Here is a 24512-nt window from a genome sequence, read left to right as displayed (position 1 = left end):
AGATGAAGAAAAAAATAGTTTTAATATTAATGATTTTGTTATTGTTACCAACTTTAGTAGGTTGTTGGGATAATCAAGATTTAACTGATATGAGTATTGTAATAGCAGTAGGACTTGACCAAATTAAAGAGGATAAGATAGAAGTTACTGTTCAATTGGTTAAAGCTAACACTATAGCCGCTAGACAACAAGGGAGTCAAGAGAAAGCTTTCTGGACTTATTCTGCTACCGGTGATACTGTTTTTTCAGCAGTTAGAAATTTAAATAATATAATAAATCGGAAGCCTTTTTGGAGCCATTTACAGTTGATAGTGGTTGGAGAGGAGTTGGCCCAAGAAGGGATGATGAAGGTGCTTGATTTTTTTGAGCGAGATCATGAGTTAACACCTAAAGCAAAGATAATGATAAGTAAAAATATAGCAGCCAAGAAGGTGCTTGAAGCAGAAAGTGATTTGGAAAGTCTTCCTGCGCTTCATTTATCAGATGTATTAACAAATCAAGCTTCCTTAGCAAAAATGATGCACATTAATTTGGTTGAATTATTAAATAATTTAAAAAGCTTTGGTTTTTCTCCTGCAATTGGAATGGTTGAGGTCGGTCAAGAAATAAAAAATAAAAAACAGATTAATGTAAAAGATTTAAAGGTTCATGGAGCAGCTGTTTTTAAGAGAGATAAGTTGATTGGTTGGTTAGATCCTATATTAACTAGAGGACTTCTATTTGTGCAGAACAAAATAAAAAGTGGAATTATTAATGTTTCTAATCCATTAGATGAAGATCAAGAAGTTGCTATGGAGATTTCTCAGTCCACTAGTAAGATTAATGTCAAGTTAAAGCAGAGTAAACCTGTTTTTGAGGTAGAGGTTAAAGCAGAAGGAAAGTTAGCAGAGCAACAAGGGAGAGGCAACTTAACTAATTCAGAGATGATTAATAAATTAGAACAGAAAGGAGAGGAGGTAATTAAGAAAAATATACGGCAAGTGATTAAGTTGGGGCAAAAGAAGTATAATAGTGATTTTTTTGGCTTTTCTCAAATAGTACACAGAGAGTATGTAGATTATTGGCATAGTATAAAGGAGGATTGGAATAGTATTTTTAGTCAAGCTCCAATTAAGATAAAAGTAACCTGGAAGATTAGACACTCAGGTTTAATCAAACAACGAGTCGAACCTAAATAATTAAGAGAAAGAGGTTTATTATGTTATTAGTAGGGTTAATTGTAGCTTTTTTTATTGTTGTTTTAGTTGATCTACCTGGATTAATAAAGAAGGAAAAGCGAGGCAGAGTGATGTTTCTTTATTTTTTTTTATTGTTCCTGGGATTTATGATTAGTTTCTTACAGATGATTGATAAAGCTCCTACTAACCCAACTATTATTACCAGAAAAATAGTTAGATTGATTTTGGGAGGGTGAATTATGAATGAGCCTAGGATTTCTAATTTCCAATTAGGTTTATTGATTAGTGGGTTTATTTTTGGTACTTCAGTTGTTATTAATGTATTAGGAAGTGCTCAACAGGATGCTTGGTTAGCTTATTTGATAGCCTGGAGTGGTAGTTTTATTCTAATGGGCTTATATATTATTATAGCTAATTTAAACCCGGATAAGACTTTAATAGAAATTTTGCAAGTAACTTTTGGAAAATACTTAGGAAGTATAGTAGCAATCTTATATATATGGTATTTTACTCATTTAGCAGCTATTAATTTGAGAAACATTGGAGAATATTCAACAGCAATTGTTTATCCTGAAACTCCCCTTATTTTTGTAATTACTGCTTTAGCTTTACTCATTGCCTATGCTACCAAAAATGGTTTAGAAGTCATAGCTAGAATTAGCGAACTTTTTGTTCCAATATCAATACTTTTATCTATTCTAGTTCTATTTTTATTAATTCCTTTATATGATATTAATAATCTTCTTCCGTTTTTAGAGTATGGTTGGATACCTATTTTAAAAACTTCTTTTTCAGTTTTGACTTTTCCGTTTGGAGAGCTGGTTGTTTTTTTGATGATCTTCCCTTTTTCTAATAAGAAAGATAACTTATTAAAGACTACTTATTTATCTATTACAACTATCGGTTTTATTTTATTGTTATTGATCATAGCTGAAATAATGGCTTTAGGAGCAGATATGTTTGCTAGGGCTACCTTTCCTCCTGCGATATTTACAAAAGTAGTTCCTTATTTAGATATTGATTCTATAATTAATGTGGTTTTATTGATTGGTGGAGCAATAAAAATTATCATCTGTCTTTATGGAGCAGTAATGGGAGTTACTCAATTGATTAATTTGCATGATTATAAACCTTATGTACTTCCTATGTTAACAATAGTAATTACAACAGCAATCTGGATTTATGATAATGTATTTGTAATGTTTAAGTGGAGTAGAGATATTTATCCCTATTATGCTCTACCATTTCAAATCATAATTCCTATCTTAATTTTGATTATTTCTGGGGTTAAAAAAAGATTGAATTTGATTTTATAATCCAAAGTAGAATATTTTTTCTATTCTAATACATAAATTTAAGATAGTAATTAATATTTATGAGTGTGAGGAATCGGTGAATTTATTATGAAAAGTTAATTAGAATTTGTAGCTGAGTTGCCTATACTCACTATTGATACTATTTAGCAATGATTTTTAATATTATTCTATAAGAGAATTATGATAAAAGAATTAAATTGACTGGAGGTGGGAGGTTGTATTTAAAGAGATTACTTTTGTTTGTTTTGATTATTGTTTTTCTGTCTTCTACTGCTTTAGCAAAGGTTCCTGATTGTAGTTGTCAAAAAATGCGTCAGATATCATTACAAACTCCTCGACTTAAAGGAAATGATATTTGGGAGTTACAGAGAGAATTAAAAGAACTAGGATATTATAACCAAGAATTAAATGCAATTTATGATTGGGATACATATTTAGCAGTTAAGAAATTTCAATATGCTAATGACTTACCAGGGACAGGTATAGTTACTCAAAAAACGTGGTTTAACCTAGCTGAAGTTTTAGATAAAAAGCCATCTATTGTGACTTCAAGTAATGAAATAACTCCTCCACCAGGAGAGGTGTTTATTTTAATTGATGGTTATAAAAGGCAATTAAAGGTATTTTCAGATGGGGAATTGCATTATACTTTTCCAGTTGCTATAGGTAAACCAGAAACTAAATCTCCAGTAGGTGAATGGGCAATAGTACATAAGGATGCAGGTTGGGGAGGAGGATTTGGAGATAGATGGATGGGATTAAATGTACCTTGGGGTAAATATGGAATTCATGGTACTAATAAACCAGGCTCAATTGGCACTGCAGCTAGTCATGGTTGTATTCGGATGTATAATCGTCATGTAAAGGTCCTTTATAAGTGGGTGGAGGTTGGAACTCGGGTTAAAATTATTGGTAGGAGAGATTCTATTGATATAACTCACCATCTTCGCCCAGGGCAAGTCGGTAGAGATGTTTTATTACTGCAAGAAAGTTTAAGAGCAGCAGGGTTTAAACCTGGCTATACCGATGGAATGTATGGTGCTGCTACTAAGCAGGCTATGAAAGAACTTAAGTATATTTATGGATTACGGGATGATTTAATAGCTGATGATAATGTATTTAATATTTTAAATTTAAAGTAAGAAAGGAGTGAATTTGATTGTGCTTAAAATATTAAATAAGAAAAATTGGTTTTTGATTTTTGGAGTAATAATCTTAATTTTTTTAATTAGTGGAGGACTAATTTATTATTTCAAATTTTATCTCAAGCAAGGTTTTACTATTGACCCAGAAGCTGAAATAGACCCTAACCAGGAATATCAGGTCACTTATTGGGATTACCGATTATTTATTGGTCAAGATAAGAGATATCAACAATTTTTAGAAGAAGCAATTACAGAGTTTAATCAGAGATATCCTAATATAAAAGTTAATTATAAATTATTGTCCTTTTTAGAAGGACCCAAAAAATTGAACAAATCCCTTAAAGCAGGCAATCCCCCAGATGTTTATAATGATATCTTTGGGACCAAATTAATAAGTGAAGAATTACAGATACCAGTTAGTTTACTTTTAGATGAAGGAGATAAAGAAAAATATAGCCCATTTGCACTCAAATCTTTTAGTTATCAAGAACAATTGTGGGGCTTACCTAATTGGATATTCCCCCGAGTATGGTTAGGAAATAAATCTATATTAGATAAGACTAGTTTGAACTTAAATCAGCTTCGTACTACAGGATGGACTATTCAAGAGTTTGTTCAGGTTGCTAAAGAAATTAATAATTTAGATAAGGAAAGTTGTATTATTTTTAATCCTTATAATTCAGATTTAATTTATCAATTATTAAGAAATAAACAACTAATTTCTCCTGACGAAGATGTAGCATTGGCAGTTGATAGCTTACATAATGTATTTAAGTTATTAGATAAGTTACGCAAGAGTAAAGTCTTTCCTCGAAAACCAGACCAGATGAATAAAAAGATTATGTCTTATTTTTTACAAGATAAAGCTGGGATAGTAGCACCAGTCAATAGTTGGTTGTTAAATAGTTTTTATCAGCAAAATTCGCAAGAGAATTTAACGTTACTACCGATTCCAAAGTTTAATTCTCAGCAAGATAAGGTAACTACTGCTTTAGTTACTGGATTACTTCTCTTTAGACAACAGCAATATAAAGGAGATGATCATTCAAAAGCAGTTTATAAGTTTGCTAAATTTATTAACCAAAAAAAGAATTTTTATTTAGCTAAAAAATTACGAGTAGTACCAGCCTATTTACCACTACAGTCTATTTGGAAGAAGGAGGTAAAGTTGAAATCAGAAATCAAGCAGGAGCTTATGACTTATATTAACCAAGCAGGTTATAGAGAATTAAGTGAATTTAGGAAACAAGATTTAGATCCTAAAGTGGAACAAGTGATTCAGGAGAATTATCGAAGTTATTGGGAAGATAATTTAGCTAGTGAGAAAGTAGTTGATCAGATTTGGCGGGGTTATAAGTACTTAATTCAATCTAAGCAATCTAAAGAGCAGTAGTAGTAATTATGTAGAGGGCGAGAATTCCGCCCTTGATTTTCTGTTTTGATTAAGATTTTTTGTTAGTTTTATTTCTATCAACTAAATATTCTTCTAGGGTTAAATTGTTATTAGCGATTTTAGAAGCGTGTTCAGTCCCTACATATCTCAGATGCCATGGCTCGTACTGATAACCAGTGATTTGAGTTTTTTCTTGGGGATAACGAATAATAAATCCGTATTGAGGAGCAGTTTTAGCTAACCATTTACCTGCTTTGGTTTCTCCAAAGGATGTTACAAGTTGATAATTGACATTTGGACTAGAAATGTCAATAGCTAGTCCAGTTTGATGTTCACTCTCTCCTGGACGGGCACTAGTTTTATTAGCTATTTTTTCTCCTCTTTGTCGTATCTTATAATTAAAGATTGTTGTTTGTCGTTGATAAGATCGATAAGCTGAGATACCAGCTAGTTTGATATCTTCCTGGCTAGCTTGGTTAAATAATTTTTCTATAGCTTGTGCTGCTATAGGTTGCATTTTTTTCTTCGGTAATTCTTTAGTAAAAGAAAAAGGGATATTGGGAATTACAAGGCTTTGCGGCCTGAAATCAGCTGGTAGACTTCTTTTTTTATTGACTAAGACTAATTTATTCTGTGGTTGGGTAATGATTTCTGTACCATTTTTATATTCTACTGGGTTAGTTACAGGTCTCTTTTGAGAAGGGTCTTGATTATTATTTTGATCTTGGTTCTTTTCTTTAACAGGATGATCTGGTTGCTGATTATGATTTTTTCGATTATTGTCTTGAGGTTGGACAGGGTTAGTTGGTGAATTATTTATAATTATATTATCAAGAGCAAGAATTTTAATGCCAGAATAACTAACTAATAAAAGTAATAAACAGATAATAAAGAAGTGTTTTTTCATTTTCTTCCTCCCTTTTGCTTAGTCAAATTTAATTGTAACTTATGTAATAGTAGATTTGCAATCAAAACTTATTGGATTGAATAGTAATTATAGGAGATAGTGATTATTCTATTTTGGATTGGAAAATCATATATTATAAATGTATTTTGCTAAACTAAGAGGAGGGAGGAGTTAATTCTGGAAAGCTATCTTCTATTAATTTTTATGCTAAGTTTAGGACTATTAGCCGGATCTAATTTATTGGTAGTGGCTAGTGTAATTTTAGGGATGCTTAAATTAGTTAGATTTAATCTTGTGTTAGAGATACTAGATGGTCGCGGGATTAAATTAGGCTTGTTGTTTTTGTTAATGGCAGTTTTATCTCCTTTAGCTAGTGGAAAATTAGGTGTTAAAGATATTATGAGCAGTTATAAGTCTATACTAGGTATTTTCGCCTTGATTAGCGGTATCTTAGCAACTCAGGTAGTAGGGCTAGGGATTAATTTGTTGGATAGTGAGCCGGAATTGGTGGTGGGGATATTATTAGGTTCTATAGTAGGAGTTGTCTTTTTTAATGGTGTGCCAGTTGGCCCATTATTGGCTGGCGGTTTAACAGCTATTTTTTATCGGTTGTACTCTTTATTGCTAAGTGGTTGGTAGTTTATAGAATCAATCTTATTAAATTGTTATAGAGAGGTGCTAATATGTGGTGGATATTAGGTGGTGTAGCGTTAATCTTTATTTGGTTATGGTTGAATCAACCTCAGCGATTGCAGATTGATTTATTTGATACCTATAGTCACTATTTAAGTAAGTATCGAGATATAAATAAAAAAAAGAAGAAAAAAGAGGAATGAATCCTCTTTTAGTTTTCAGCTAATAATACTTCTTCTTGGACTAAAAAGAAGGTTAGTAAAGCTACTGTTAGAGCAATTGCTGCTGCGGTAATAAACATGACTACTGTACTGATCTGATTTAATAGACTAAAGGTAGGCGGGCCAAAAGCCACTCCTATAAACCGAGAACTACCATAAATTGAAGTGATTCCTCCCCGGTGGGTGCTAGCAGCTGTGCTAGTTACTAGTGTATTTAATGCTGGTAGCACTAGACCATTACCGATTCCTAAGACTCCAATTAAGGTTAGATAAAGAATTAATCCGTCTAAGAAAGGTAGAATAGTTAAAGCAACAGCAGCAATAGTTAAACCTAAGGACATAGAATGTTTAAAGTATTTACCCTTTTTTTCTAAATAAAGTCCTGACAGATAAGAACTAGTAGACATAAATAGAATAGGTAAGGAGATAATTAACCCTTTTTTAAGTCCAGTAATATCATATTTAGTCTCGAATAAATCAGAAATATAGGATAAGACTCCAAAAAGAATAAATAAGACAGTTACTCCTGCTAATAAACTAAAGAAGAGAGGAACTCCTTTTTCTTGGAAGATATTTTTGATCTGCTTTAGATACTCCCCTAGACTTTCCTCTTTGGTATTGCCGTCTGGTTCTTCCACAAAAAAATAGACAGCTATTACAATCGGAATTGTTAGAAAAGCATAGGAAAAAAAGAGGGCATGCCAGACGATTAAAGCTACAGCTGCTCCTAATAAGGGACTTAATACCTTCCCTAATCCATTAGCTGATTCAACAATTCCTAGTGCTGTACTTCGTTCTCCTGACTGGAAGATATCACCTACTAAAGCTATGACTATAGGATAGGTACCAGCTGCTCCAATGCCTTGGATAATTCGACCTAACAATATAATATAGTACCCTTTTTTACCTAGTGTAACAGCTGTAATTCCTGCTACTACACCTCCTAAGCCATAGGTTATTAGGGCAGGAATTAACACTTTCTTTCTCCCATAGCGATCAGAGAGATAGCCTAAAAAGGGGATTGCTAAACCAGCTGAAGCAGAAAATAGAGTAATCATTAATCCTACTTGGAACTGATTAATATTTAATTTAGACTTAATGGTAGGAAACTCAGGAATCAACATTGAATTTCCTAAGACCATTAAAAAAGGAACAGTAGCAAAGACAGCAACCATTATTTTATACTTTTTTTTCATATCAGTCTCCTCCTATAAATAATAATTCACTCCGTATCCTCCAGCAGGAAATTCCCAATTGATATTTTGGTAGGGACATCCATAAGGACAAGCCATACACTCTACACATCTTGTATGATCAATTCTGATTTTATTTTTCTCTCCATTCCAAGAGTAGACTCTAGTAGGACAATAGTAAGTACATGGTTTATTTTCACATTCTGTCCGACAGATTTGGGAGTCTCTAATACTAATATGGGACTCTTTAGCAGCCTTAATGGTAACGTATTTAAGTGGTGATTCTTCATTTTTACTGAAGTTAGACATTAGAATGCCCCCCAATCTTTCCAACCATAGTAGAGATCTTTAAGTGTTTTAGTAATAGGTTGCATGTTAAAGATTTCTTGTTTTATATTTTGCATTTTGTCTGTAGTAGATTTAAGTTGGACTTCAAAGAAGCGATAGGCTGCATCATTAACAGTTTTAGCAAGTAAGAAGTCAGCGTCAGGATGTGATTTATAATATTGTTTAGCACTTTTACTCTGTTCTATATTTTTCATAAAAAAGCTATTCATAATTCGTTTATGATAGCCTTTTAGGATTTTAGCAGTATATTCTTGGGCTGCTCTAGCTTGAGCTACAGTTTCAGCAGCATATAGACCACTAAGCATTGCTAGGTCAGTGCCGCGGCGTCCGCTAATCATCATAGCAGCATCTCCAATGACGAGTATTCCATCATCATAGAGTTGAGGTAGCTTCTCGTAGCCTCCTTTAGGAATAATATGTGCTTTATAGGAGATAGGTTTAGCTCCCTCGATTCTTCGCTTGATTAAAGGATGGGCTTTAAAATGTTCTAACATCTGATAAGGAGTTAGTCCTTTGCTATTAATTTGGTTTAAGTAACCACCAATAATTAAGGAAATTGATTCTTGATTGGTCCAGATTCCTCCTTTACCAGTTACTCCGGAAGTAGGATAGCCAATCGCACCAATGGTAGCTCCCTCATCAGGTTCTAGGTTAAAGCGTGATTCAATCTTATCAGCTGGCAGGGCCAACTCCTCTTTGATATATAGAGTCATACTTGATGATTCTAATTGACCTCTTAAGCCTGCTTTTTTAGTTAGAATAGCATTAGCTCCTTCAGCTAAGATTACTACGTTGGCCCGGATGATTTCTCCACTATCTAGTTTGATGCCATCAACTTTTTTATTTAATAAGCCTGTTTTATGATACACTAAGTCAGTAGCTAGTGTACTAGTAAATAATTTTGTTCCTTCAGCAACAGCTTTGTAGGCTAGCCATTTGTCAAACTTGCTTCTAATAGCGGAAAATTTATTATAGGGTGGCTCTTTAAAATTTAATCCCGTAAATCCTACTTTAACTGCTGAATCTTTATCCATCATCCAGAATTCATCCTTTACTATTGGTCGCTCTAGGGGGGCTTCTTCCCAAAAAGCAGGTACTATTTTAGCTGTTGGTTTACGATAGATATTGCCTCCAAACATATTTTTACTACCTGGTTCTTCTCCTCGTTCTAGCAAAGCTACAGATAAGTCATTTTGAGCTAATTTAAGGGCAGCACTAGCACCGGCTGGTCCTGCTCCTACAATTACTGCATCATAACGGTCATTTCCCATTTTGCCACCTCACTGTATTTAGCTAGTATAGTTAACTACACAAGCTTATTACTAGTGTGAGGATTTAAATTATTTTTATGTTAGCATTATTTGTATAAAATGATTTGCCACGTAACAAGATATAAATTGAGGTTCTATCCATGTAAGGAGGCAAGCTATGGAAGATAGAAGGTTAATCAAAATTTTAAATTGGTTTTATTTTTTGGAGATCAATCAATATCAATTATACAAAAAACAAAAAGAAGAGAGTAAAGATGATTATATCAAGAAGGTACTAGATAAATTTGCTAAGGTAGAAAAAGATCACGTCTTGATTTTAGAGCGAGAGATCAGGCATTTAGGAGGCCAATCAAGTGAATTAGGAACTGATTTAGGATTATTATTCGGAGCGACGACAGGGAGTTTAACTTCTTGGGGAGGAACAGTAAATTTATTTAGTGTTAATCTGGCTTTAGAAAGAAGAGCAATTAAAGACTACAGGAAGCTGATTCAGCAAACTAACTCGCAACAACTAAAGGAAGTACTATGGAGTAATTTAATCGAGGAAGATCTCCATCATAGTTGGTTTGCTCATCAGCGTCAGGAACTTAGAGACCAAAAAAAGTCGCAGGAAAATCTCACTGAAAGTTAAGCCCCTAAGCAAGGAGGAGAGAATGTTTAACTTTTTACGTCGTTATGTAAAGAAGATCAAGACAGAATTAAATAATAAGACATTACGCAGATTAGTCTTAATTGTAATTACTCTACTTCCAGTTAGTGCTACTGGTATTGTACTAGTCGAACAAGGAGCTTACTTTGAGACTTTTGGTGATGCTTTATGGTGGGCAATTGTAACTGCCACTACTGTAGGTTATGGTGATATGTATCCCGAAACTTTTTTAGGCCGGGCAATTGCTATTTTAGTCATGATGTTAGGGATTGGAACCTTTGGTGGGATCACCGCAAAATTGGCTGATATTTTTATTGAGACTAAACGAAGAAGGGAGTTTGGAGAGGTGAAGGCTAATTATGAAGACCATTTGATTATTTGTGGTTGGAATCAGAAAGTAAGAGATATTATTAATCATATAATAAATGAAAATTTAGAAAAGCAGATAGTCTTAGTAGCAGATATTGAAAGGAATCCTTTTCCGGACCAAGAAGCCATCCATTTTGTCAAAGGAGTTATGGATAATGAGGAGGTACTTAAGAAAGCTGGAGTAATGAAAGCTAGGGCAGCAATTGTACTTAATAAAAAGGAAAACGATGCTAAAACTGTTTTAACTGTGCTAAATATTGAAAATTTAAATCGAGAAATTTATACTGTAGCTGAGATTAGTGATAGTAGAAATAAAGTTCACCTTAAAAATGCTAATGTTGATGAAATAATAGTAGAAGATGCTATTAGTAGTCAGTTACTAGTTAGGTCAGCTTTATACAGTGGTACGTCCAAAATTATTGGGGAATTACTGTCGAATGAAAGTGGTAACCAAATATATATGTTAGCTGCCTCTGAAGAGGATATAGAAACGGAATTTTTGGATTTATTTGTTAAGTATAAGGAAAAGCAAGGGCTTATCTTAATCGGTATTAAGCGAGATACTGAAATACTTACTAATCCTGCTAGTGATGAACAAGTTAAACCAGGGGATAAATTAATTTATATTGCTCAGCAAAGTTATAGCAGGCAAGAGTAATGTTTACTCTTGTCTAGTAAATTTTTTTGCAGATATTATTCCCAAAATTTATCCTTGGTAAATATGTTATAACTAGGAAGGAGGGGGTTAGATGGTAACATCTGAGTTAGAACCAGAAGAACTAAGAAGAAATTGTGACTTAAGTCAGTTTGATTTTACAACAACAGCCGATTTAGAGCCAGTTTTAACTGCCTTAGGTGCTGATCGAGCTCTGGAAGCAATTGATTTTGGATTGCAAGTTAAGCAGAGAGGTTATAATGTATTTGCTTTAAATTTATGTAGTAGCGAGGAACGAGATTACATAACTTCTCGGATCAAAGAACAGGCCCAAGAACAAGATATACCTAATGACTTATGTTATGTATATAATTTTGCTAAACCTAATCAGCCCCAGGTACTAAGTTTGCCAGCTGGTTTAGGAAAGGAATTTAAAGCTGATATAGAAGAAACTATAGATCAATTTGAGGCTCAAATTAAACAAGTTTTGGCTAGTGAAGAATATCTACAACGCAAAAAACAAATCAAGAAGCAGTATAAAAGTCAAAGTGATCTCTTATGGGAGCAGCTAGAAGAAGATGTAAAGGACTTAGGATTTATTTTAGAAAGAGAAGAGGATGGATTTGCTATAATTCCTTTAGCTGCTAATGGCAGTCCAATGAGTGAAAGTGATTATAATCAATTATCAGTTACGGATAAAGAAGAAATTGAGATGACAACTCAATCAATCCAGGAGAAAATAGATGATACCTTACAGCAAATAAAGAAGATTAAAGAGGAGTATCAGACAGAAGTAGAGAATTTAGAGCATAAGCAAGCTGAGCAACTAATTACTAAATATTTAGATCCGTTATTTACTAAGTATGATGAATTTAGGGCCGTAACTAATTATTTAATGGCATTACAGGAAGATATTCTTACTAATTTAGATTCTTTTAAACAAGAGGAACAAGAAAGTATTCTCCTATTTAATGATGCTCCGCAGACGGAGGATGAATTAACTCGCTATCAAGTTAATCTTGTAGTTGATAATAGTGATTTAGAAGGGGCTCCAGTAGTAGTAGAGACCAATCCAACCTATTATAATTTAGTTGGTCGAATGGAGTATGATAATCAGGGCAATAAACTCCAGACTGACTTACTAAATATTAAGCCTGGGGCTTTACAGCAGGCTAATGGTGGTTATTTAATCTTAGAAGCTAGGAAGTTACTAACTAATTTTAAAGCTTGGCAAGCTTTAAAACAAAGCCTAAAAAATGAAGAACTAAAGATAGAGAATATTGGTCAAGAGTATGAAAAATTTCCGTTGGTTACTTTAGACCCTGAAAAGATACCACTTGATGTCAAGGTTATTTTATTAGGTAGTAGAGAACTTTATCGCTTACTGTATAAATATGATCCAGATTTTAAACAACTATTTAAGATTAAGGCTGATTTTGCTGCGGAAATGGACTGGAAACAAGAAAATAATTATCAGTTGGCCCGGTTTATTGCTCAACAGAGTCAGGATAAAGAATTATATCATCTAGATTATCAAGCTGTAGAAAGAATAATTGAGTATACTGCTCGCGTTAATAATGACCAGACTAGACTAAAGACTAAGTTTGATGTGATTATAGATTTATTATATGAGGCAGATACTATAGCTAGGTTAGAGGATAAAGAGATAATAACTGTGACAGAAATAGAACAGGCTTTAGATAAGCGGCAGTATCGACAAGGAAGATATGAAGATAAATTACACCGGTTATATAAAGAAGATAAAATTATGATAGAGACTAGCGGGCGGAAGATAGGTCAGGTGAATGGTTTATCAGTGCTTGATGGAGGAGATTATCAAGTGGGACGACCGATTAAGATTACTGCTGTAGCTTATCAGGGTCAACAAGGTGTGGTTGATATTGAACGGGAAATAAATCTAAGTGGAAAGATACATGATAAGGGAGTATTTATTTTAGCTGCTTATTTAGGAAACAAATTTGCCCAAGATAATTGTCTATCTTTATCAGCTAGTATTTGTTTTGAACAGATGTACTCTGCAATTGATGGTGATAGTGCTTCTAGTGCTGAACTCTACGCTTTATTATCTGCCTTAGCTGAAGTGCCTCTCAGACAGGATCTAGCAGTTACTGGGGCAATTAATCAACAAGGGGAAATTCAACCTGTAGGTGGAGTAAATGATAAGATAGAAGGGTTCTTTCAGATTTGTAAAGAAGAAGGTTTGACTGGTAGTCAGGGAGTATTAGTACCTCAGCAAAATGTATCTAATTTGATGTTAAGTCAGGAAGTACTCCAGGCTACAGCCGAAGATGAGTTTCATATTTATTGTATCAGTAATGTGGAGGACGGAATTGAGTTGTTAACGGGTAAAAAGATAGGTAATAGAGGCCCCAATGGTAGTTTTGCTCCTGATACTTTTAATGCTTTAGTGCAAGCTAAGATTAACCGATGGGCCAATAATTTAACAGAGTAAGGAGTTAGAAAATAGATCAGATAAGCAGGAGAATAGCTAGCTAACTATAATAAATATAGTAGACTGGATAAAGATAATCCAAGATATAAAAGAGGTGATAGTATGGATTTGAATCTACAATCATTAATTGTAATAGCTATTATAGCTAGTGTTAGCTTTTATTTAATCAGAAAAATTACTAGTATTTTAATCCAGGTTATTAGTTTGCTATTAACAATAGCTGTTGTTGGGGTTGTTTTACAACAGTTAGGAGTTGAGTTGCCTCAGGTTGATTTTATACAGCAAATAATTGATCAATTATCTCTATTACTTGATCAGTTATTAAATCAGTTAGGTCTACCGCCATTACAAGAAATTATATCTTCTTTATAAAGTTAAAGGATAAGGTCAAGGCTAAGGAATATCAAATCTTAAGTCTCGGCCTTAACCTTGAATCCATTTTAAATCAGGTTTTAGTTTTATAATATTTAGCAGCAGTTCCTACAATAGCTATAGCAAAGGAGATAGCACCAGCAATCATAAATGTTTCTAGCCCTGTTTTGAGAGCGGATATATACTCTTCATTGACTAGATACATCATTGTTTGGTAGGCAGGTACTCCAGGAACTAGAGGTAAAATACCTGCGATAATAAAGACAGTAGCTGGTAGTTTTTTGATGCGGGCAAATAATTCTCCACAAACTCCAACGATAATAGCTCCGATAAAAGATGCTAGGATTAGATTACCAGTTAATTCTTGTAAAATTAAAAGCCCCGCCCAACTAAGTGTACCAGTGACTCCTAGTAACGGAAGACTCTCTGTGGGGGCTTGATAGACAATACCATAGCCTAAGACTAGAATAAAATTAGCAATTAATTGTAATCCAATTTCCATTAGTAGAAGACTCCTAGAGCCATAGCTACCCCTACTGCTAAATTGATAGCAACTAAGATAACTTCTATTCCCCGGCTAGTAGCAGAAATTAAATCTCCATTAATAGCATCACGGATCGCGTTAGTTACAGTTACTCCGGGGACAAAAGATAAGATGCCACTAACAGTAATAATGCTCAAATTTTCTCCGATTCCAGACTGGTAGAATAAATTAGTAATTAAACCCGCAATAAATCCAGCGATTAATTCAGGAATGAAATTAACTTCTTTGAAGAAACCACTGAGTTTAATAAATAATTGAGCGCCTAAACTAGCTATAAAGGCTGGGAGTAAATCTAGGTAACTGCCTTGGGCGAGAATAACATACATAGAAGAAGCTATTGAACTAGCTAAAATAACTAGCGGGAGACTATATGTATTTGAACTGGATTCAATTTGGTTTAATTGCGTCATTGCTGGTTGATAAGCTATAGTTTCTGTAGTCAATTGCCGCGAAAAATCATTGATTTGACTAATTGTATCTAAATTTATTTGTCGATTATGGATTCTACTTACTTTTGTATAGCCTTGATCAATAGAAATGAAGATTCCTGTAGGCGTGACTATACTTTGGACATACTTCATTCCGTAAGCTTGACAGATAGAGTTAATTGTTTCTTCAGTCCGATAAATCTCTGCTCCATTAGTTAGGATGATCTCTCCTGCGTAACTGGCAATATCCAAGATTTGTTTTTGTTTAGCCATATTAACCCTCCAATCACTAATATTATATCATAATTCATTTCTTGGTTACAAATTAGTAGGCAGATTTGGTATAATAAAAGAAATGTACTTTTTAAAAATAAACTTCAACAGCTATTTCGGAAAAGCTACAAAGTAGCTTTTTTTCCGAGTAACTTTTATCAAAATATAAAAGTTACCAAAAGATTTCAAGTGAGAACAATCAATGTTTTCTGCTAGTAAAAAGTTGCTATAATATTTAGATAGTCTTAGTTCATATATTACTTTCTGATTTTAACTATAGGGCACTGATTGTTCTCTAATAAAAAAGAAATCAGCTTAATATTCTTTTAATTTTTTTTGAATTTTAATCAGGAAAGAGAAGCGCCTTAAGATTGAAAACTGGAAGTTAATTGAAGCTTTGTTATTATTTAATAGCTGAATAATTTTTTTAATGGTAGAGAGCATTTCTCTTTCCTAAGATTTTTTGGATACTTTTTTATCGTGAAAAAAGTATCACGGAAAAAAGCTTGCTTGCAAGCTTTCCGGAATGAATTTTAAGGTTGTAGAGACTAAAGTGTAACTTTGCAAAGTTACACTTTATATCAATGATAATTAGTAATTTGGTAGTAGAGGTGGGGTGGAAATATGGAATTAATAGATCAGGCGCAAGAAAAATTAAAACAATATTTTGGTCATGATAAATTCCGGCCTGGTCAACGAGAAATTTTAACTAAAGTTTTTGCCGGTGAAGATGTATTAGGGATTATGCCAACTGGGAGTGGTAAATCTTTATCTAGCGAAGTAAGAGTAAGTAGTGAAGATACTGATCTATTAACTAGATTTAAGGAGTTAAGACAGGTTTTAGCTGCTGAAGAAAAGGAGTATAATATTAGGTTGTGTCAAACTATTCTGGCTGAGTTAGGTGTGGAATAAAAAAACAGCAGATTTTAATCTGCTGTCAAGAATTACTGGCGAAGTCTAGTATATATTTTATAGCCTATCCAGCTTAGTAGTACTAAGAAGCTGGCCCAAGGAATTAAGCTACCGATAAAGATAATAATTGAGTTGATACTATTTATAAACCCTTGTACAGCTCTCTGAAGACTAGTGATTAATCTTGTCCCTAACTGTTGAGTAAGAATAGGTTCTGGTTGGCTGATGTGAAGGTTAATAGTAGATAACTTAACTTGATTATTGTAGTAATTAAGTCTGCCTTGTAACTGTTCAATATTTTGTCTGATCCGATTTAATTCTTTTTCTACCTTAAGAATTTCTGCTACTTTTTCTGTTTTGTCTAATAGTTGTAAGTACTTCTTTTCTTGGGCTTTGAAATTCTTTAGTCTAGCCTGAAGATCAATATATTCTTTTGTTACATCTCGACTCCTTAGTTGCTTACTCTGTAAGTAACCCAAATCTTCTATTTTAGAGATTACAGTAGTTAACTGTTCGTGGGGCACTTTGATTTCATAGTGAAGAAACTTTTGTTTGTTATTATTATCTTGACGAGAACTAGTAATATATCCATTATGGTTATTAACTAGTTGGCGGACTTTCTTTTCGGTTGCAGTAAGTGTCTGTTGTTCTAGTCTGATAGTAGCTGTTTTAATGACCTGTCTTGTTTTATCTGGAGTATCTTGTTGAGTCGGTTGTGGCTTACTTTTGCTTGCGAGCTGTTCCTGAGCAACAGTTGGTTGAGCTGCTTGATCATAATTATTATTTTCCTGACAGGCTACAGTGAAGATTAAGAGTAAGGCTAGTAAGATTGTAAGTATTATTTTTCTGTTCATCCCATCAACTCCTTATGTTCCTATTGTATCTTATAGTTTCTTCAAAATCAATTGTAGTAATTTTATTACTTTGGTTATATGTGGTGGATACCAGCTAAAGCTGGTATTAATTTGTTTTTTGTAAGCAAGAAATGTTATTGTAGCAAGGAAGAAACCTTGAATCGATTGTTTGTCAGATGGTAAGTTAAGGTATATAATATAATTATCAGGGAAAAATAATGTGACTAAACTAAAGGTAACTTATGAGCAATAATTTAAACAGGAAGTAGTTGAGCTAAGAAGAATATATAAAACAAACTCAAGTAGGTGTTAGCTATGAAGAAGTTATATACCGGGCCAACTGGCTCGGGCAAGACAACTATTTTACGCGAACATTATGAAGAATTAGCTAGAAAGGATACAACAGATAATATTTTAACCTTAGTTACTAATGCTACTAATGTTAGAAAGTGGCGGACTGAAGTTGATTTAGAAGTTAGTGGTGGTTTACAGATTTATAGTTATTTTAGTTTTGTCCAGCAGGAGGTTAAGAAGTACTGGCATTTGATTGAAAAGGAATTAGAGCAGGGCAGACAGACTTTGGCCCCTGTGCTGATGACTGTTGAACCAGCCCATTATATAATGAGTAAGCTAGTAGAGAATAAACGAGAGCAAGGTCAATTTATCTCTGTTAATGCTACAGCGGCTCAGATTGCTCTCCAGTTGATTGATAATCTAAATTATGCAGCTATGAATGATCTTTCTTTTACTGAAATTGAAGACAGATTAATGGCTTGGGCCAACAACGACCAAACTAAAAAAGAGACTTTCCAGGCTAGTCTAGAGGTTATGAATTGGTTTCGGGATCTATGTCTTAAAGAGCGCTGTCTGGATTATTCACTAGTGATTGACTTATATAATCAATATCTATTGGCTACTTCTGAGTACTACCAGGAATTAGCTAAAAGATATAATTACTTACTTGTAGATGATAGCGAACAGCTAGTCCCTACAGCCCAGGATTTAGTTTTACAGTTAAACCAAGAGGTGGACCAGACGTATATAGCCTATAATCCTGAAGCAGGTTTTGGTCGCTTCTTTGGTTCAGCTCCTAAGTTGGCTGCGGATAACTTTAGAGCAATGGCCGATGAAGTAGTAGAATTAGAGGAATCTCATACTGCTGCTCCTGAGGCGAGAGAATTAGCAGACCAGCTAGCTAGTCAAATCCTAGCCGGAGAGAGATTAGCTAGCAGTGATTTTATTATTGATTGGATAGAGACCGAGTTACGGGGGGCAATGATCACTAATATCTGTCAAGAGGTAGAGGAGTTGATTGAAGCAGGAGTTAAGCCTGGCGAGATTGCTCTAGTAGCTCCTTATACGGATAAAGTGTTAGAGTTTACTTTAGAGAATCACTGTCAAGAGCAGGATTATGAGTTACTTAATCTAACCCAGAATAGATTATTATTGGAGAATCGCTTTGCTCAGGCCTTGATTGTAATGACTGTCTTAGCTAATCAAGATTGGGAGATAGAACTTAGCTTTTCAGCTATAGTCCAGACTCTGCATTTGATCCTGGATTTTGATCCCGTCCGTAGTTCAATCTTAGCTGAAGCTATTCAGGAGCATGATTTGCAATTACCAGCAATAGATGAAGTAAGTCTTAGGTCAGAAATAGGATTTAAGCAGGCGGAAAAGTATGAAGAATTTAAAGACTGGATTGACCAGTGGCAGGAGCAAGAGTGTAAACTAGAGTATTTCTTTAGAGCTGCTTTTGGCGGTTTCTTATCTACTTTAGCGCCTAGTCAAGAGGATATTTTGGCCTGTCGGCAGTTAATTAAGTCAGTTACTAACTTTAAAGAAGTGATGCAAGAATTTAGCCAGTATCAAGAAGAGGACTTAGGAGTTAAATTTGTAGAGATGATCAATGATGGGACGTTAGCAGCTGAGATGTTATTTGAACCGGAAGATTTAGAGGAGCAATTGTTGTTGGCTACCCCTTATACTTTATTATCTGTTCCTTATTTACAAGAGGTTAAGTATCTTTTCTTAGTTGATATTTCTAGTGAGTTATGGTTACTAGGAGGTAGCAAGGAGTTAAGTAATCCTTATATTTTATCCCGAGAAGTTGAAGACCCTAGTTGGGGTGATGGTATCTCTCAGGTGCTGAAAAAAGAACAGTTAAGTGATTATTTACAGAGTTTATTAAGTAAGGTTACCGCTGGTGTTTACCTAGCTGATAGTAGTTTTAATAGTCGTGGTTGGGAGCAGATGGGCCAACTTAGAGAGTGGTTGAGTTAGTTTACAGTTTATAGTTGATAATTGATAGTTGATAGTAAGGGAGTGATGAACAATGGATGATATAGCAGATATTAAGTTACGGCCAGGTCAAGATAAAGTAGCCGAGTACCAGGGAGGTAAGTTGGCTGTGCCAGCGGTTCCGGGAGCAGGTAAGACTTTTACTTTAGCTTACTTGGCGGCTGATTTAATTGCCGATAAGCAAGTTCAGCCAGGTAAGATTTTAATAGTTACTTATATGAATTCGGCTGTCTCTAATTTTAAGTCCCGGATTGATCAATTTTTAGAGGCTAGAGGGTTACCTACTAGACAAGGATATGAAGTGAAAACCCTCCATTCTTTGGCAATGAGTATCCTCAAGGAAAGACCTGATTATTTATTGATTAATGAAGAATTTCAGGTAGTTGACCAAGGAAGACAGTGGGATATAATTGAAAGGTTAGCTCGAGAGTGGTTAAGCCAGAATAAGAATAAATGGGAGCGGATAATTGATTGTTCGCGGAGTAGTAAATGGTTTTCTATAGCAGCTGGGATCTGGCAGGATAAAGACTTTATCAAATTTATTAGGTCTCTGATCAAACATTTTAAGATGAAAGGTCTGACTCGTAAGCAGGCGGCTAAGTTACAACAGCAGGTAGCTAGCAATTCCTATTTAGCTTGGGCGTTAGAGATCTTTGTGGAGTATAATCTAGAGTTATCACGGAATGGTTGGTTGGATTTTAATGATTTGATTATTAATGCTTGGCAATTACTAGAGGAAGATCAAGAACTCTGCCATAGATTACAGACACGATGGAGTTATGTCTTTGAAGATGAGGCCCAAGATTCCAATCCTGTTCAGGAGCGGATTCTTAAATTATTGGCTGGTGAGGAGGGTAATTTAGTCCGGGTAGGTGATTCTAATCAATCCATTATGGGGACCTTTACTTCTGCTGATCCAGCTAATTTTCGTTCTTTCTGTGATCGAGTAGATCAGGAATCTATCCTGTATTCCAGTCGTAGTGCAAAACCGATTATTGATCTAGCTAATTATTTAGTGGAGTGGTCCAGAAAGGAACATCCTGAGACTGCCTGCCAAGATGCTCTAGCTTTACAGCAGATTAAACCAGTTAGTCAAGATGATCCCCATCCTAATCCTCAGGTGGCAGGTTATCCTATTTTTGTTGAGGAATTTGCTACCCAAGAAGAAGAGATCAGAGCTATAGCTAATAAAGCAGGGGCTTATATAGAACAACATCCGGAAGAGACAGCAGCTATTATTGCTCCTAGTGGTTATTATTGTAGTGATCTACTAGAAGTATTAAGAGAGTTAGAGATCCCTTGTCAAGGAGTAGGAGGAGTTGACCAGGCTTACCAAGAGACAATTACAGCTTTAAAGTTAGCTATTAAGTATTTAGCTTACTCTCATCAAAGCCAACGATTAATTGATCTACTGACCAATTATTTTTTAGTTGAATTTAGTGAGCAAGAGCAAGAATTAATCTCTCAACTTTTGGCTGAACGTTCTGTCCAAGAGATACTCTATCATCCTAGTGGAGAACTGCCGGTAGTGGAGTTTCCAGCTGAATTAGCTGGTAATCAAGAATTACTGACTGCTTTTAGACAGGCTGTAGAAAAAATTCAAGAGTGGCTAACAGCAAGTCTTAATCTTCCTCCAGAGGAATTGATTTTATTTTTAGCTGAAGAGTTAGAATTAGAAGAAGATGCACTAGCTTTAGCGCAAGGTATGGCCTTACAAGTTAAAGATCACCTGCAGGATCATCCCAATTGGAAACTAGCAGATATAGTCGACAATTTAGCTGATTTGGATCAGTCTTTTGCTAGTGTAGCTAAGAAATTAGATGATGTCCGCGGTTTTACAGCCGAGCCAGGAGTAGTAACTGTTTTAACTGCTCATAAGTCGAAAGGATTAGAGTGGGACGCAGTTTTTATTACTTCTATTGTGGCTGAGTCTTATCCGGCGACGGTAAATGATAGTTTCAAGGGCGAGTGTTGGTATTTAGCTGATGATAAATCCAATCCAGTTGCTTTAGCCAAGGCCCAGTTGGCCCGGGGACTTGATGAAGATATAGTTGTTGATCCAGTTTTTCAGTCTAAAATAGAGGTGATTAAAGAACGGTTAAGATTATTGTATGTAGCTATTACTCGAGCTCGGCGTAGTTTATTCTTAAGTGGTTATCGCCAGCGAGAGAAGAGAAATGGTGATTTCAAAGAAGTGGGATTGAGTCAGACCTTTAAGGTCTTAGCCCGATATATAGAATCTAATAGTAAAGAGGACTAGGAGTTAGGAAAGGAGTTAGGTGATGTTAACAAATTCTCTAACAGATTTATACTTTAGTGCTTCTGCTTTACAGACTTACGAAACTTGTAAATTAAAGTTTAGACGCCGTTATATAGATGGATTATACTGGCCTAGTGATTGGGTGAGAGATGAGGAAGATAAAAAAATATATGAGACAGGACAGCAATTTCATACTTTAGCGGAAAGATATTATACCCATGGCCAGATAGTTGATCCCAAGGAATTAATGTCCCAAGAATTAGTTTCTTGGTTGGAAAGGTTAACTGAATTTAGGCCTTATACAGAAGAAGGAAGATTATTACCTGAACAGGAACTTAGATTTGCTAAAGGGGATTTAAAGTTATTAGCTAAGTATGATTTATTATATATTAGTCCTGCTGGTCAAGCAGTAATCTATGATTGGAAGACAAATGAACATCAATTAAAGGAAGATTACTGGGCCGATAGTTTACAGACTTTAGTTTATAGATATTTACTTACTAAAGCAGGCGGGGCTTATGCTCCGACAGACTCTTGGCAGCCTGAGGATATTACTTTGGTTTACTGGAATCCTCGGTTTCCTAATCAAAAATTAGAATTATATTATAATCAAGCTCAATTCAGCCGGGATGAGGAACGGTTAATAGATCTAATGACTGAAATTAAGAATCGGGAGTATGATGAATTCTTTGGAGTCGATAATAAAAGGTGTCATTATTGTGAATACCGTCCGATTTGTCATGGTCAAGAAGCTTTGGAGATTAAGTTAGCCGAAGAGGATTTGGAGTTAGATGTTAGTTGGGAGGAAATTGATGAACTGGAATTTTAAGAAGGAGCTAGTTAACAGAAAGATTTTCCGTTAACTAGCTTAATGATTTTTAGTTTTCAACATAGCGACCTTGGTCGGGGATAGCTAGTTTTGAGAAATTATTTACTATATTTTCTAATTGGTTATTTAACTCTTTTCCTTTAATAGGTAACCCATGATTAGAAATAACTAGTTTAGGATTTAACTCCTGGATAGTCTTTACTGATTCTTCTGCTGTTTTCCAATCAGTAGTAAAGTAGGCTGGTGGGCCATTGAGCTCTTTTTCTTTTGTTAGTACGGATTTAGCTGATTCTTGTTGTAATGTGGTAAGTGCATCTCCAGCAATGAGGATTTGGTCCTTATCTCTAAATAAGGAAACATGACCGGGAGTATGCCCTGGGGTGTGGATCCAACGCCAACCAAACATGCCCGGAACACCACCATCATCAGGTAAAGGCTGTATCTGATCTCCTAAATCAATACTTTGGTGGGGAAAAGTAGGTGATATTTGGGCTATTAATCCATCATCTACAGTAGGGTCAGCAGGAGGATAATCTTGTTGACCTGTCAAGTATGGTATTTCTGCTTTGTGGGCATAAACTGGAACATCCCACTGATTAAGCAATTCAGTAATAGCTCCCACATGATCGAAGTGACCATGAGTTAAAATGATTGCTTGTGGTTGACTGCCTGGACCAAACCGATCTTCTGCAATTTGTAAAATATTTTTAGCAGTGTGAGCCATTCCTACTCCTACAAGAGCCCATTCATTATTTTCAGCGTTAGGATCTCCAATTAATAAGGAATTAACAATAGGAAATTGGATTAGTAATATATCTTGAGTAACCTCTTGGGTTGTTACTGGTTTTTCTGTGATCTTTTGTAGTATATTACCTGGCATATAATTACCTCCGATTATTGTTTTAATTATTATTTGTAGCTTTAAAGTAAATTATTATAATACTTGATAACTGATTTTGTGATAATAAATATAAAAGGAGGTTAAGAAATTGCTGTGGGATTGGTTAAGTAGTGGAGTAACAACTGAAGAAGACTTAAATGTTCGGGAAGCATTTAATTTATGGGATGTTTTAAAATCTAAATATGATGCAATTGAGAAATTAGAGTTATGGGAACAATTTGTTCATGATCAAGATTTAAAACTTATATTACAGACATTTGCTAAAAGTTTTAAAAAGAATGTTAAAACTTTAGAAAATCTATTAAAGGAACATTCAATTCGGGGTCCTGAAAAAGGTAGAGCAGCTTCAAATTGGCCTGAGAATCAAGAACCTTTTAGAGATGAAATGATTGCTCTAGATACTTTATTTTATATGCAAGAACATATTGAGAATATGTTACAGACTTCAAGAACTACTATTACTAATGATCGAATAAGAAAGATAATTAGTAAGATGTTAATTAAGACAATAAAGGAAATAAATCCGCTGTATAAATATTTAAAATTAAAAGGATGGTTAGATAATCCACCTTTATATTCTAATACTCCAGAAAATGTTGAGGAGAAGATTTCTTGTGCTGAGGCGGCTCATTTATGGGATCATATAACTTATCGGTATGATAATAAAAGGCAGACTCTTAAATTTTTTAATTTGGCTAGTGATCAAGATTTACAAATGATACTCCAAGAAGGGATAGATATTTTACAAGAGCAAATTAAATTATTAGAAATAGAATGTAAAAAGTTTGGTCTGACACTACCTAAAAAGCCGGCCGAAACAATGGGCGGGTTTGAGTGTAATGAATTATTTAATGATGATGAAATCTATCGCACTGTACTTACTGGGTTACAGGGGGCAAGTGTGGTGCATGTAAAGTCTCTTAAACAGTGTACTGTCAATGATAGAATCAGGAATATTTTTAAAGATATATTACTAGAGGAGATAAAATATTATGAGAATTTTATTAAGTATGGTAAGTTGAAAGGATGGCTGAATCCTTGTCCGAGATATAAAAAATAAATAGAGCTAGGCACGGTTTTTTTACTCTTT

At 34.5% G+C, this 24512-nt stretch carries 24 protein-coding genes; 16 read left to right on the top strand and 8 right to left on the bottom strand.

The window, feature by feature from the left end; all coding sequences use genetic code 11:
- The first annotated feature begins 2 nt into the window (after positions 1-2).
- From ACYQ3D_RS00475 to ACYQ3D_RS00455, 5 genes are all read left to right on the top strand, one after another.
- A complete protein-coding gene (locus ACYQ3D_RS00475; protein ID WP_459834952.1) occupies positions 3-1178 on the top strand; it encodes a Ger(x)C family spore germination protein in 1176 nt (391 codons plus the stop codon).
- A 20-nt stretch (positions 1179-1198) separates the two neighbouring features.
- Entirely contained in the window at positions 1199-1414 is a 216-nt protein-coding gene (locus ACYQ3D_RS00470) for a hypothetical protein (RefSeq protein WP_459834950.1), read from the top strand.
- A 3-nt stretch (positions 1415-1417) separates the two neighbouring features.
- Positions 1418-2494: a GerAB/ArcD/ProY family transporter gene (locus ACYQ3D_RS00465; protein ID WP_459834949.1), complete on the top strand. Its 1077-nt coding sequence runs from the start codon at positions 1418-1420 to the stop codon at positions 2492-2494.
- Positions 2495-2709: 215 nt separating this feature from the next.
- Entirely contained in the window at positions 2710-3636 is a 927-nt protein-coding gene (locus tag ACYQ3D_RS00460; RefSeq protein WP_459834947.1) for a L,D-transpeptidase family protein, read from the top strand.
- 19 nt (positions 3637-3655) lie between these two features.
- Positions 3656-5032 carry an ABC transporter substrate-binding protein gene (locus tag ACYQ3D_RS00455; protein WP_459834945.1) on the top strand — a complete coding sequence of 459 codons (1377 nt, stop codon included), beginning with the start codon at positions 3656-3658 and terminating at the stop codon, positions 5030-5032.
- 49 nt (positions 5033-5081) lie between these two features.
- Here ACYQ3D_RS00455 and ACYQ3D_RS00450 read toward each other — a convergent pair whose 3' ends face one another.
- On the bottom strand, positions 5082-5939 hold the full coding sequence (locus ACYQ3D_RS00450; RefSeq protein ID WP_459834942.1) for a M15 family metallopeptidase: 858 nt from the start codon (positions 5937-5939) through the stop codon (positions 5082-5084).
- Between the two features lie 174 nt (positions 5940-6113).
- Between ACYQ3D_RS00450 and ACYQ3D_RS00445 the strand changes: the two genes are divergently transcribed.
- Both ACYQ3D_RS00445 and ACYQ3D_RS00440 read left to right on the top strand, forming a co-directional pair.
- Positions 6114-6578 carry a DUF441 domain-containing protein gene (locus ACYQ3D_RS00445; protein WP_459835453.1) on the top strand — a complete coding sequence of 155 codons (465 nt, stop codon included), beginning with the start codon at positions 6114-6116 and terminating at the stop codon, positions 6576-6578.
- Between the two features lie 44 nt (positions 6579-6622).
- Positions 6623-6775: a hypothetical protein gene (locus ACYQ3D_RS00440; RefSeq protein ID WP_459834939.1), complete on the top strand. Its 153-nt coding sequence runs from the start codon at positions 6623-6625 to the stop codon at positions 6773-6775.
- Between the two features lie 8 nt (positions 6776-6783).
- On the opposite strand, the gene ACYQ3D_RS00435 is transcribed toward ACYQ3D_RS00440, so the two are convergent.
- Genes ACYQ3D_RS00435 through ACYQ3D_RS00425 form a run of 3 tightly spaced genes read right to left on the bottom strand, consistent with a single transcriptional unit; the run spans position 6784 to position 9605 of the window.
- Positions 6784-7989 (bottom strand): MFS transporter, encoded by a 1206-nt coding sequence (locus tag ACYQ3D_RS00435; protein ID WP_459834936.1) that lies wholly within the window; start codon positions 7987-7989, stop codon positions 6784-6786.
- A gap of 12 nt (positions 7990-8001) precedes the next feature.
- A complete protein-coding gene (locus tag ACYQ3D_RS00430) occupies positions 8002-8295 on the bottom strand; it encodes a ferredoxin family protein (RefSeq protein WP_459834933.1) in 294 nt (97 codons plus the stop codon).
- Positions 8295-9605 carry an FAD-dependent oxidoreductase gene (locus ACYQ3D_RS00425; protein WP_459834931.1) on the bottom strand — a complete coding sequence of 437 codons (1311 nt, stop codon included), beginning with the start codon at positions 9603-9605 and terminating at the stop codon, positions 8295-8297. The genes ACYQ3D_RS00430 and ACYQ3D_RS00425 overlap by 1 nt, the downstream gene beginning before the upstream one ends.
- Positions 9606-9762: 157 nt before the next feature.
- Between ACYQ3D_RS00425 and ACYQ3D_RS00420 the strand changes: the two genes are divergently transcribed.
- From ACYQ3D_RS00420 to ACYQ3D_RS00405, 4 genes are all read left to right on the top strand, one after another.
- Positions 9763-10236, top strand: a complete 474-nt coding sequence (locus ACYQ3D_RS00420; RefSeq protein WP_459834929.1) for a ferritin-like domain-containing protein — start codon at positions 9763-9765, stop codon at positions 10234-10236.
- 22 nt (positions 10237-10258) lie between these two features.
- A complete protein-coding gene (locus ACYQ3D_RS00415; RefSeq protein WP_459834927.1) occupies positions 10259-11281 on the top strand; it encodes a potassium channel family protein in 1023 nt (340 codons plus the stop codon).
- Positions 11282-11372: 91 nt separating this feature from the next.
- Positions 11373-13751 carry a Lon protease family protein gene (locus tag ACYQ3D_RS00410; RefSeq protein WP_459834925.1) on the top strand — a complete coding sequence of 793 codons (2379 nt, stop codon included), beginning with the start codon at positions 11373-11375 and terminating at the stop codon, positions 13749-13751.
- Positions 13752-13853: 102 nt separating this feature from the next.
- Positions 13854-14123: a hypothetical protein gene (locus ACYQ3D_RS00405; protein ID WP_459834923.1), complete on the top strand. Its 270-nt coding sequence runs from the start codon at positions 13854-13856 to the stop codon at positions 14121-14123.
- Between the two features lie 73 nt (positions 14124-14196).
- On the opposite strand, the gene ACYQ3D_RS00400 is transcribed toward ACYQ3D_RS00405, so the two are convergent.
- Both ACYQ3D_RS00400 and ACYQ3D_RS00395 read right to left on the bottom strand, forming a co-directional pair.
- The gene (locus ACYQ3D_RS00400) at positions 14197-14625 is read right to left on the bottom strand and encodes a threonine/serine exporter family protein (protein WP_459834921.1); all 429 of its coding nucleotides are present in this window, start codon (positions 14623-14625) and stop codon (positions 14197-14199) included.
- A complete protein-coding gene (locus tag ACYQ3D_RS00395; protein ID WP_459834919.1) occupies positions 14625-15368 on the bottom strand; it encodes a threonine/serine exporter family protein in 744 nt (247 codons plus the stop codon). Before ACYQ3D_RS00395 ends, ACYQ3D_RS00400 begins: the two co-directional genes overlap by 1 nt.
- A 624-nt stretch (positions 15369-15992) precedes the next feature.
- On the opposite strand from ACYQ3D_RS00395, the gene ACYQ3D_RS00390 reads away from it, so the two are divergent.
- Positions 15993-16280: a hypothetical protein gene (locus ACYQ3D_RS00390; RefSeq protein ID WP_459835467.1), complete on the top strand. Its 288-nt coding sequence runs from the start codon at positions 15993-15995 to the stop codon at positions 16278-16280.
- Between the two features lie 32 nt (positions 16281-16312).
- On the opposite strand, the gene ACYQ3D_RS00385 is transcribed toward ACYQ3D_RS00390, so the two are convergent.
- Positions 16313-17134: a DUF4349 domain-containing protein gene (locus ACYQ3D_RS00385; protein WP_459834917.1), complete on the bottom strand. Its 822-nt coding sequence runs from the start codon at positions 17132-17134 to the stop codon at positions 16313-16315.
- A 315-nt stretch (positions 17135-17449) separates the two neighbouring features.
- On the opposite strand from ACYQ3D_RS00385, the gene ACYQ3D_RS00380 reads away from it, so the two are divergent.
- The 3 genes from ACYQ3D_RS00380 to ACYQ3D_RS00370 are packed head-to-tail and all read left to right on the top strand — an operon-like array spanning position 17450 to position 22521.
- A complete protein-coding gene (locus ACYQ3D_RS00380) occupies positions 17450-19414 on the top strand; it encodes a PD-(D/E)XK nuclease family protein (RefSeq protein ID WP_459834915.1) in 1965 nt (654 codons plus the stop codon).
- 52 nt (positions 19415-19466) lie between these two features.
- Positions 19467-21692: an ATP-dependent helicase gene (locus ACYQ3D_RS00375; protein ID WP_459834912.1), complete on the top strand. Its 2226-nt coding sequence runs from the start codon at positions 19467-19469 to the stop codon at positions 21690-21692.
- A gap of 22 nt (positions 21693-21714) precedes the next feature.
- Positions 21715-22521, top strand: coding sequence for a PD-(D/E)XK nuclease family protein (locus tag ACYQ3D_RS00370; protein WP_459834910.1), 807 nt, complete (start codon positions 21715-21717; stop codon positions 22519-22521).
- A gap of 49 nt (positions 22522-22570) precedes the next feature.
- On the opposite strand, the gene ACYQ3D_RS00365 is transcribed toward ACYQ3D_RS00370, so the two are convergent.
- Positions 22571-23401 carry an MBL fold metallo-hydrolase gene (locus ACYQ3D_RS00365; protein ID WP_459834908.1) on the bottom strand — a complete coding sequence of 277 codons (831 nt, stop codon included), beginning with the start codon at positions 23399-23401 and terminating at the stop codon, positions 22571-22573.
- A 109-nt stretch (positions 23402-23510) separates the two neighbouring features.
- On the opposite strand from ACYQ3D_RS00365, the gene ACYQ3D_RS00360 reads away from it, so the two are divergent.
- A complete protein-coding gene (locus ACYQ3D_RS00360) occupies positions 23511-24482 on the top strand; it encodes a DUF3231 family protein (RefSeq protein ID WP_459834906.1) in 972 nt (323 codons plus the stop codon).
- Positions 24483-24512 lie beyond the last annotated feature (30 nt).

The sequence above is a fragment of the Halanaerobaculum tunisiense genome (assembly GCF_054657635.1).
The sequence above is the reverse complement of the archived record's forward strand: the minus strand, read 5'-3'. Positions and strand labels throughout refer to the sequence as shown.

Bases quoted from the DNA above. Each gene is read 5' to 3' on its own strand.
- ACYQ3D_RS00440 (WP_459834939.1), top strand. From the start codon at position 6,623: ATGTGGTGGATATTAGGTGGTGTAGCGTTAATCTTTATTTGGTTATGG.
- ACYQ3D_RS00415 (WP_459834927.1), top strand. From the start codon at position 10,259: ATGTTTAACTTTTTACGTCGTTATGTAAAGAAGATCAAGACAGAATTA.
- ACYQ3D_RS00400 (WP_459834921.1), bottom strand. From the start codon at position 14,625: ATGGAAATTGGATTACAATTAATTGCTAATTTTATTCTAGTCTTAGGC.
- ACYQ3D_RS00430 (WP_459834933.1), bottom strand. From the start codon at position 8,295: ATGTCTAACTTCAGTAAAAATGAAGAATCACCACTTAAATACGTTACC.
- ACYQ3D_RS00375 (WP_459834912.1), top strand. From the start codon at position 19,467: ATGGATGATATAGCAGATATTAAGTTACGGCCAGGTCAAGATAAAGTA.
- ACYQ3D_RS00410 (WP_459834925.1), top strand. From the start codon at position 11,373: ATGGTAACATCTGAGTTAGAACCAGAAGAACTAAGAAGAAATTGTGAC.
- ACYQ3D_RS00425 (WP_459834931.1), bottom strand. From the start codon at position 9,605: ATGGGAAATGACCGTTATGATGCAGTAATTGTAGGAGCAGGACCAGCC.
- ACYQ3D_RS00385 (WP_459834917.1), bottom strand. From the start codon at position 17,134: ATGAACAGAAAAATAATACTTACAATCTTACTAGCCTTACTCTTAATC.
- ACYQ3D_RS00475 (WP_459834952.1), top strand. From the start codon at position 3: ATGAAGAAAAAAATAGTTTTAATATTAATGATTTTGTTATTGTTACCA.
- ACYQ3D_RS00395 (WP_459834919.1), bottom strand. From the start codon at position 15,368: ATGGCTAAACAAAAACAAATCTTGGATATTGCCAGTTACGCAGGAGAG.
- ACYQ3D_RS00470 (WP_459834950.1), top strand. From the start codon at position 1,199: ATGTTATTAGTAGGGTTAATTGTAGCTTTTTTTATTGTTGTTTTAGTT.
- ACYQ3D_RS00380 (WP_459834915.1), top strand. From the start codon at position 17,450: ATGAAGAAGTTATATACCGGGCCAACTGGCTCGGGCAAGACAACTATT.
- ACYQ3D_RS00405 (WP_459834923.1), top strand. From the start codon at position 13,854: ATGGATTTGAATCTACAATCATTAATTGTAATAGCTATTATAGCTAGT.
- ACYQ3D_RS00420 (WP_459834929.1), top strand. From the start codon at position 9,763: ATGGAAGATAGAAGGTTAATCAAAATTTTAAATTGGTTTTATTTTTTG.
- ACYQ3D_RS00435 (WP_459834936.1), bottom strand. From the start codon at position 7,989: ATGAAAAAAAAGTATAAAATAATGGTTGCTGTCTTTGCTACTGTTCCT.
- ACYQ3D_RS00365 (WP_459834908.1), bottom strand. From the start codon at position 23,401: ATGCCAGGTAATATACTACAAAAGATCACAGAAAAACCAGTAACAACC.
- ACYQ3D_RS00450 (WP_459834942.1), bottom strand. From the start codon at position 5,939: ATGAAAAAACACTTCTTTATTATCTGTTTATTACTTTTATTAGTTAGT.
- ACYQ3D_RS00465 (WP_459834949.1), top strand. From the start codon at position 1,418: ATGAATGAGCCTAGGATTTCTAATTTCCAATTAGGTTTATTGATTAGT.
- ACYQ3D_RS00390 (WP_459835467.1), top strand. From the start codon at position 15,993: ATGGAATTAATAGATCAGGCGCAAGAAAAATTAAAACAATATTTTGGT.
- ACYQ3D_RS00370 (WP_459834910.1), top strand. From the start codon at position 21,715: ATGTTAACAAATTCTCTAACAGATTTATACTTTAGTGCTTCTGCTTTA.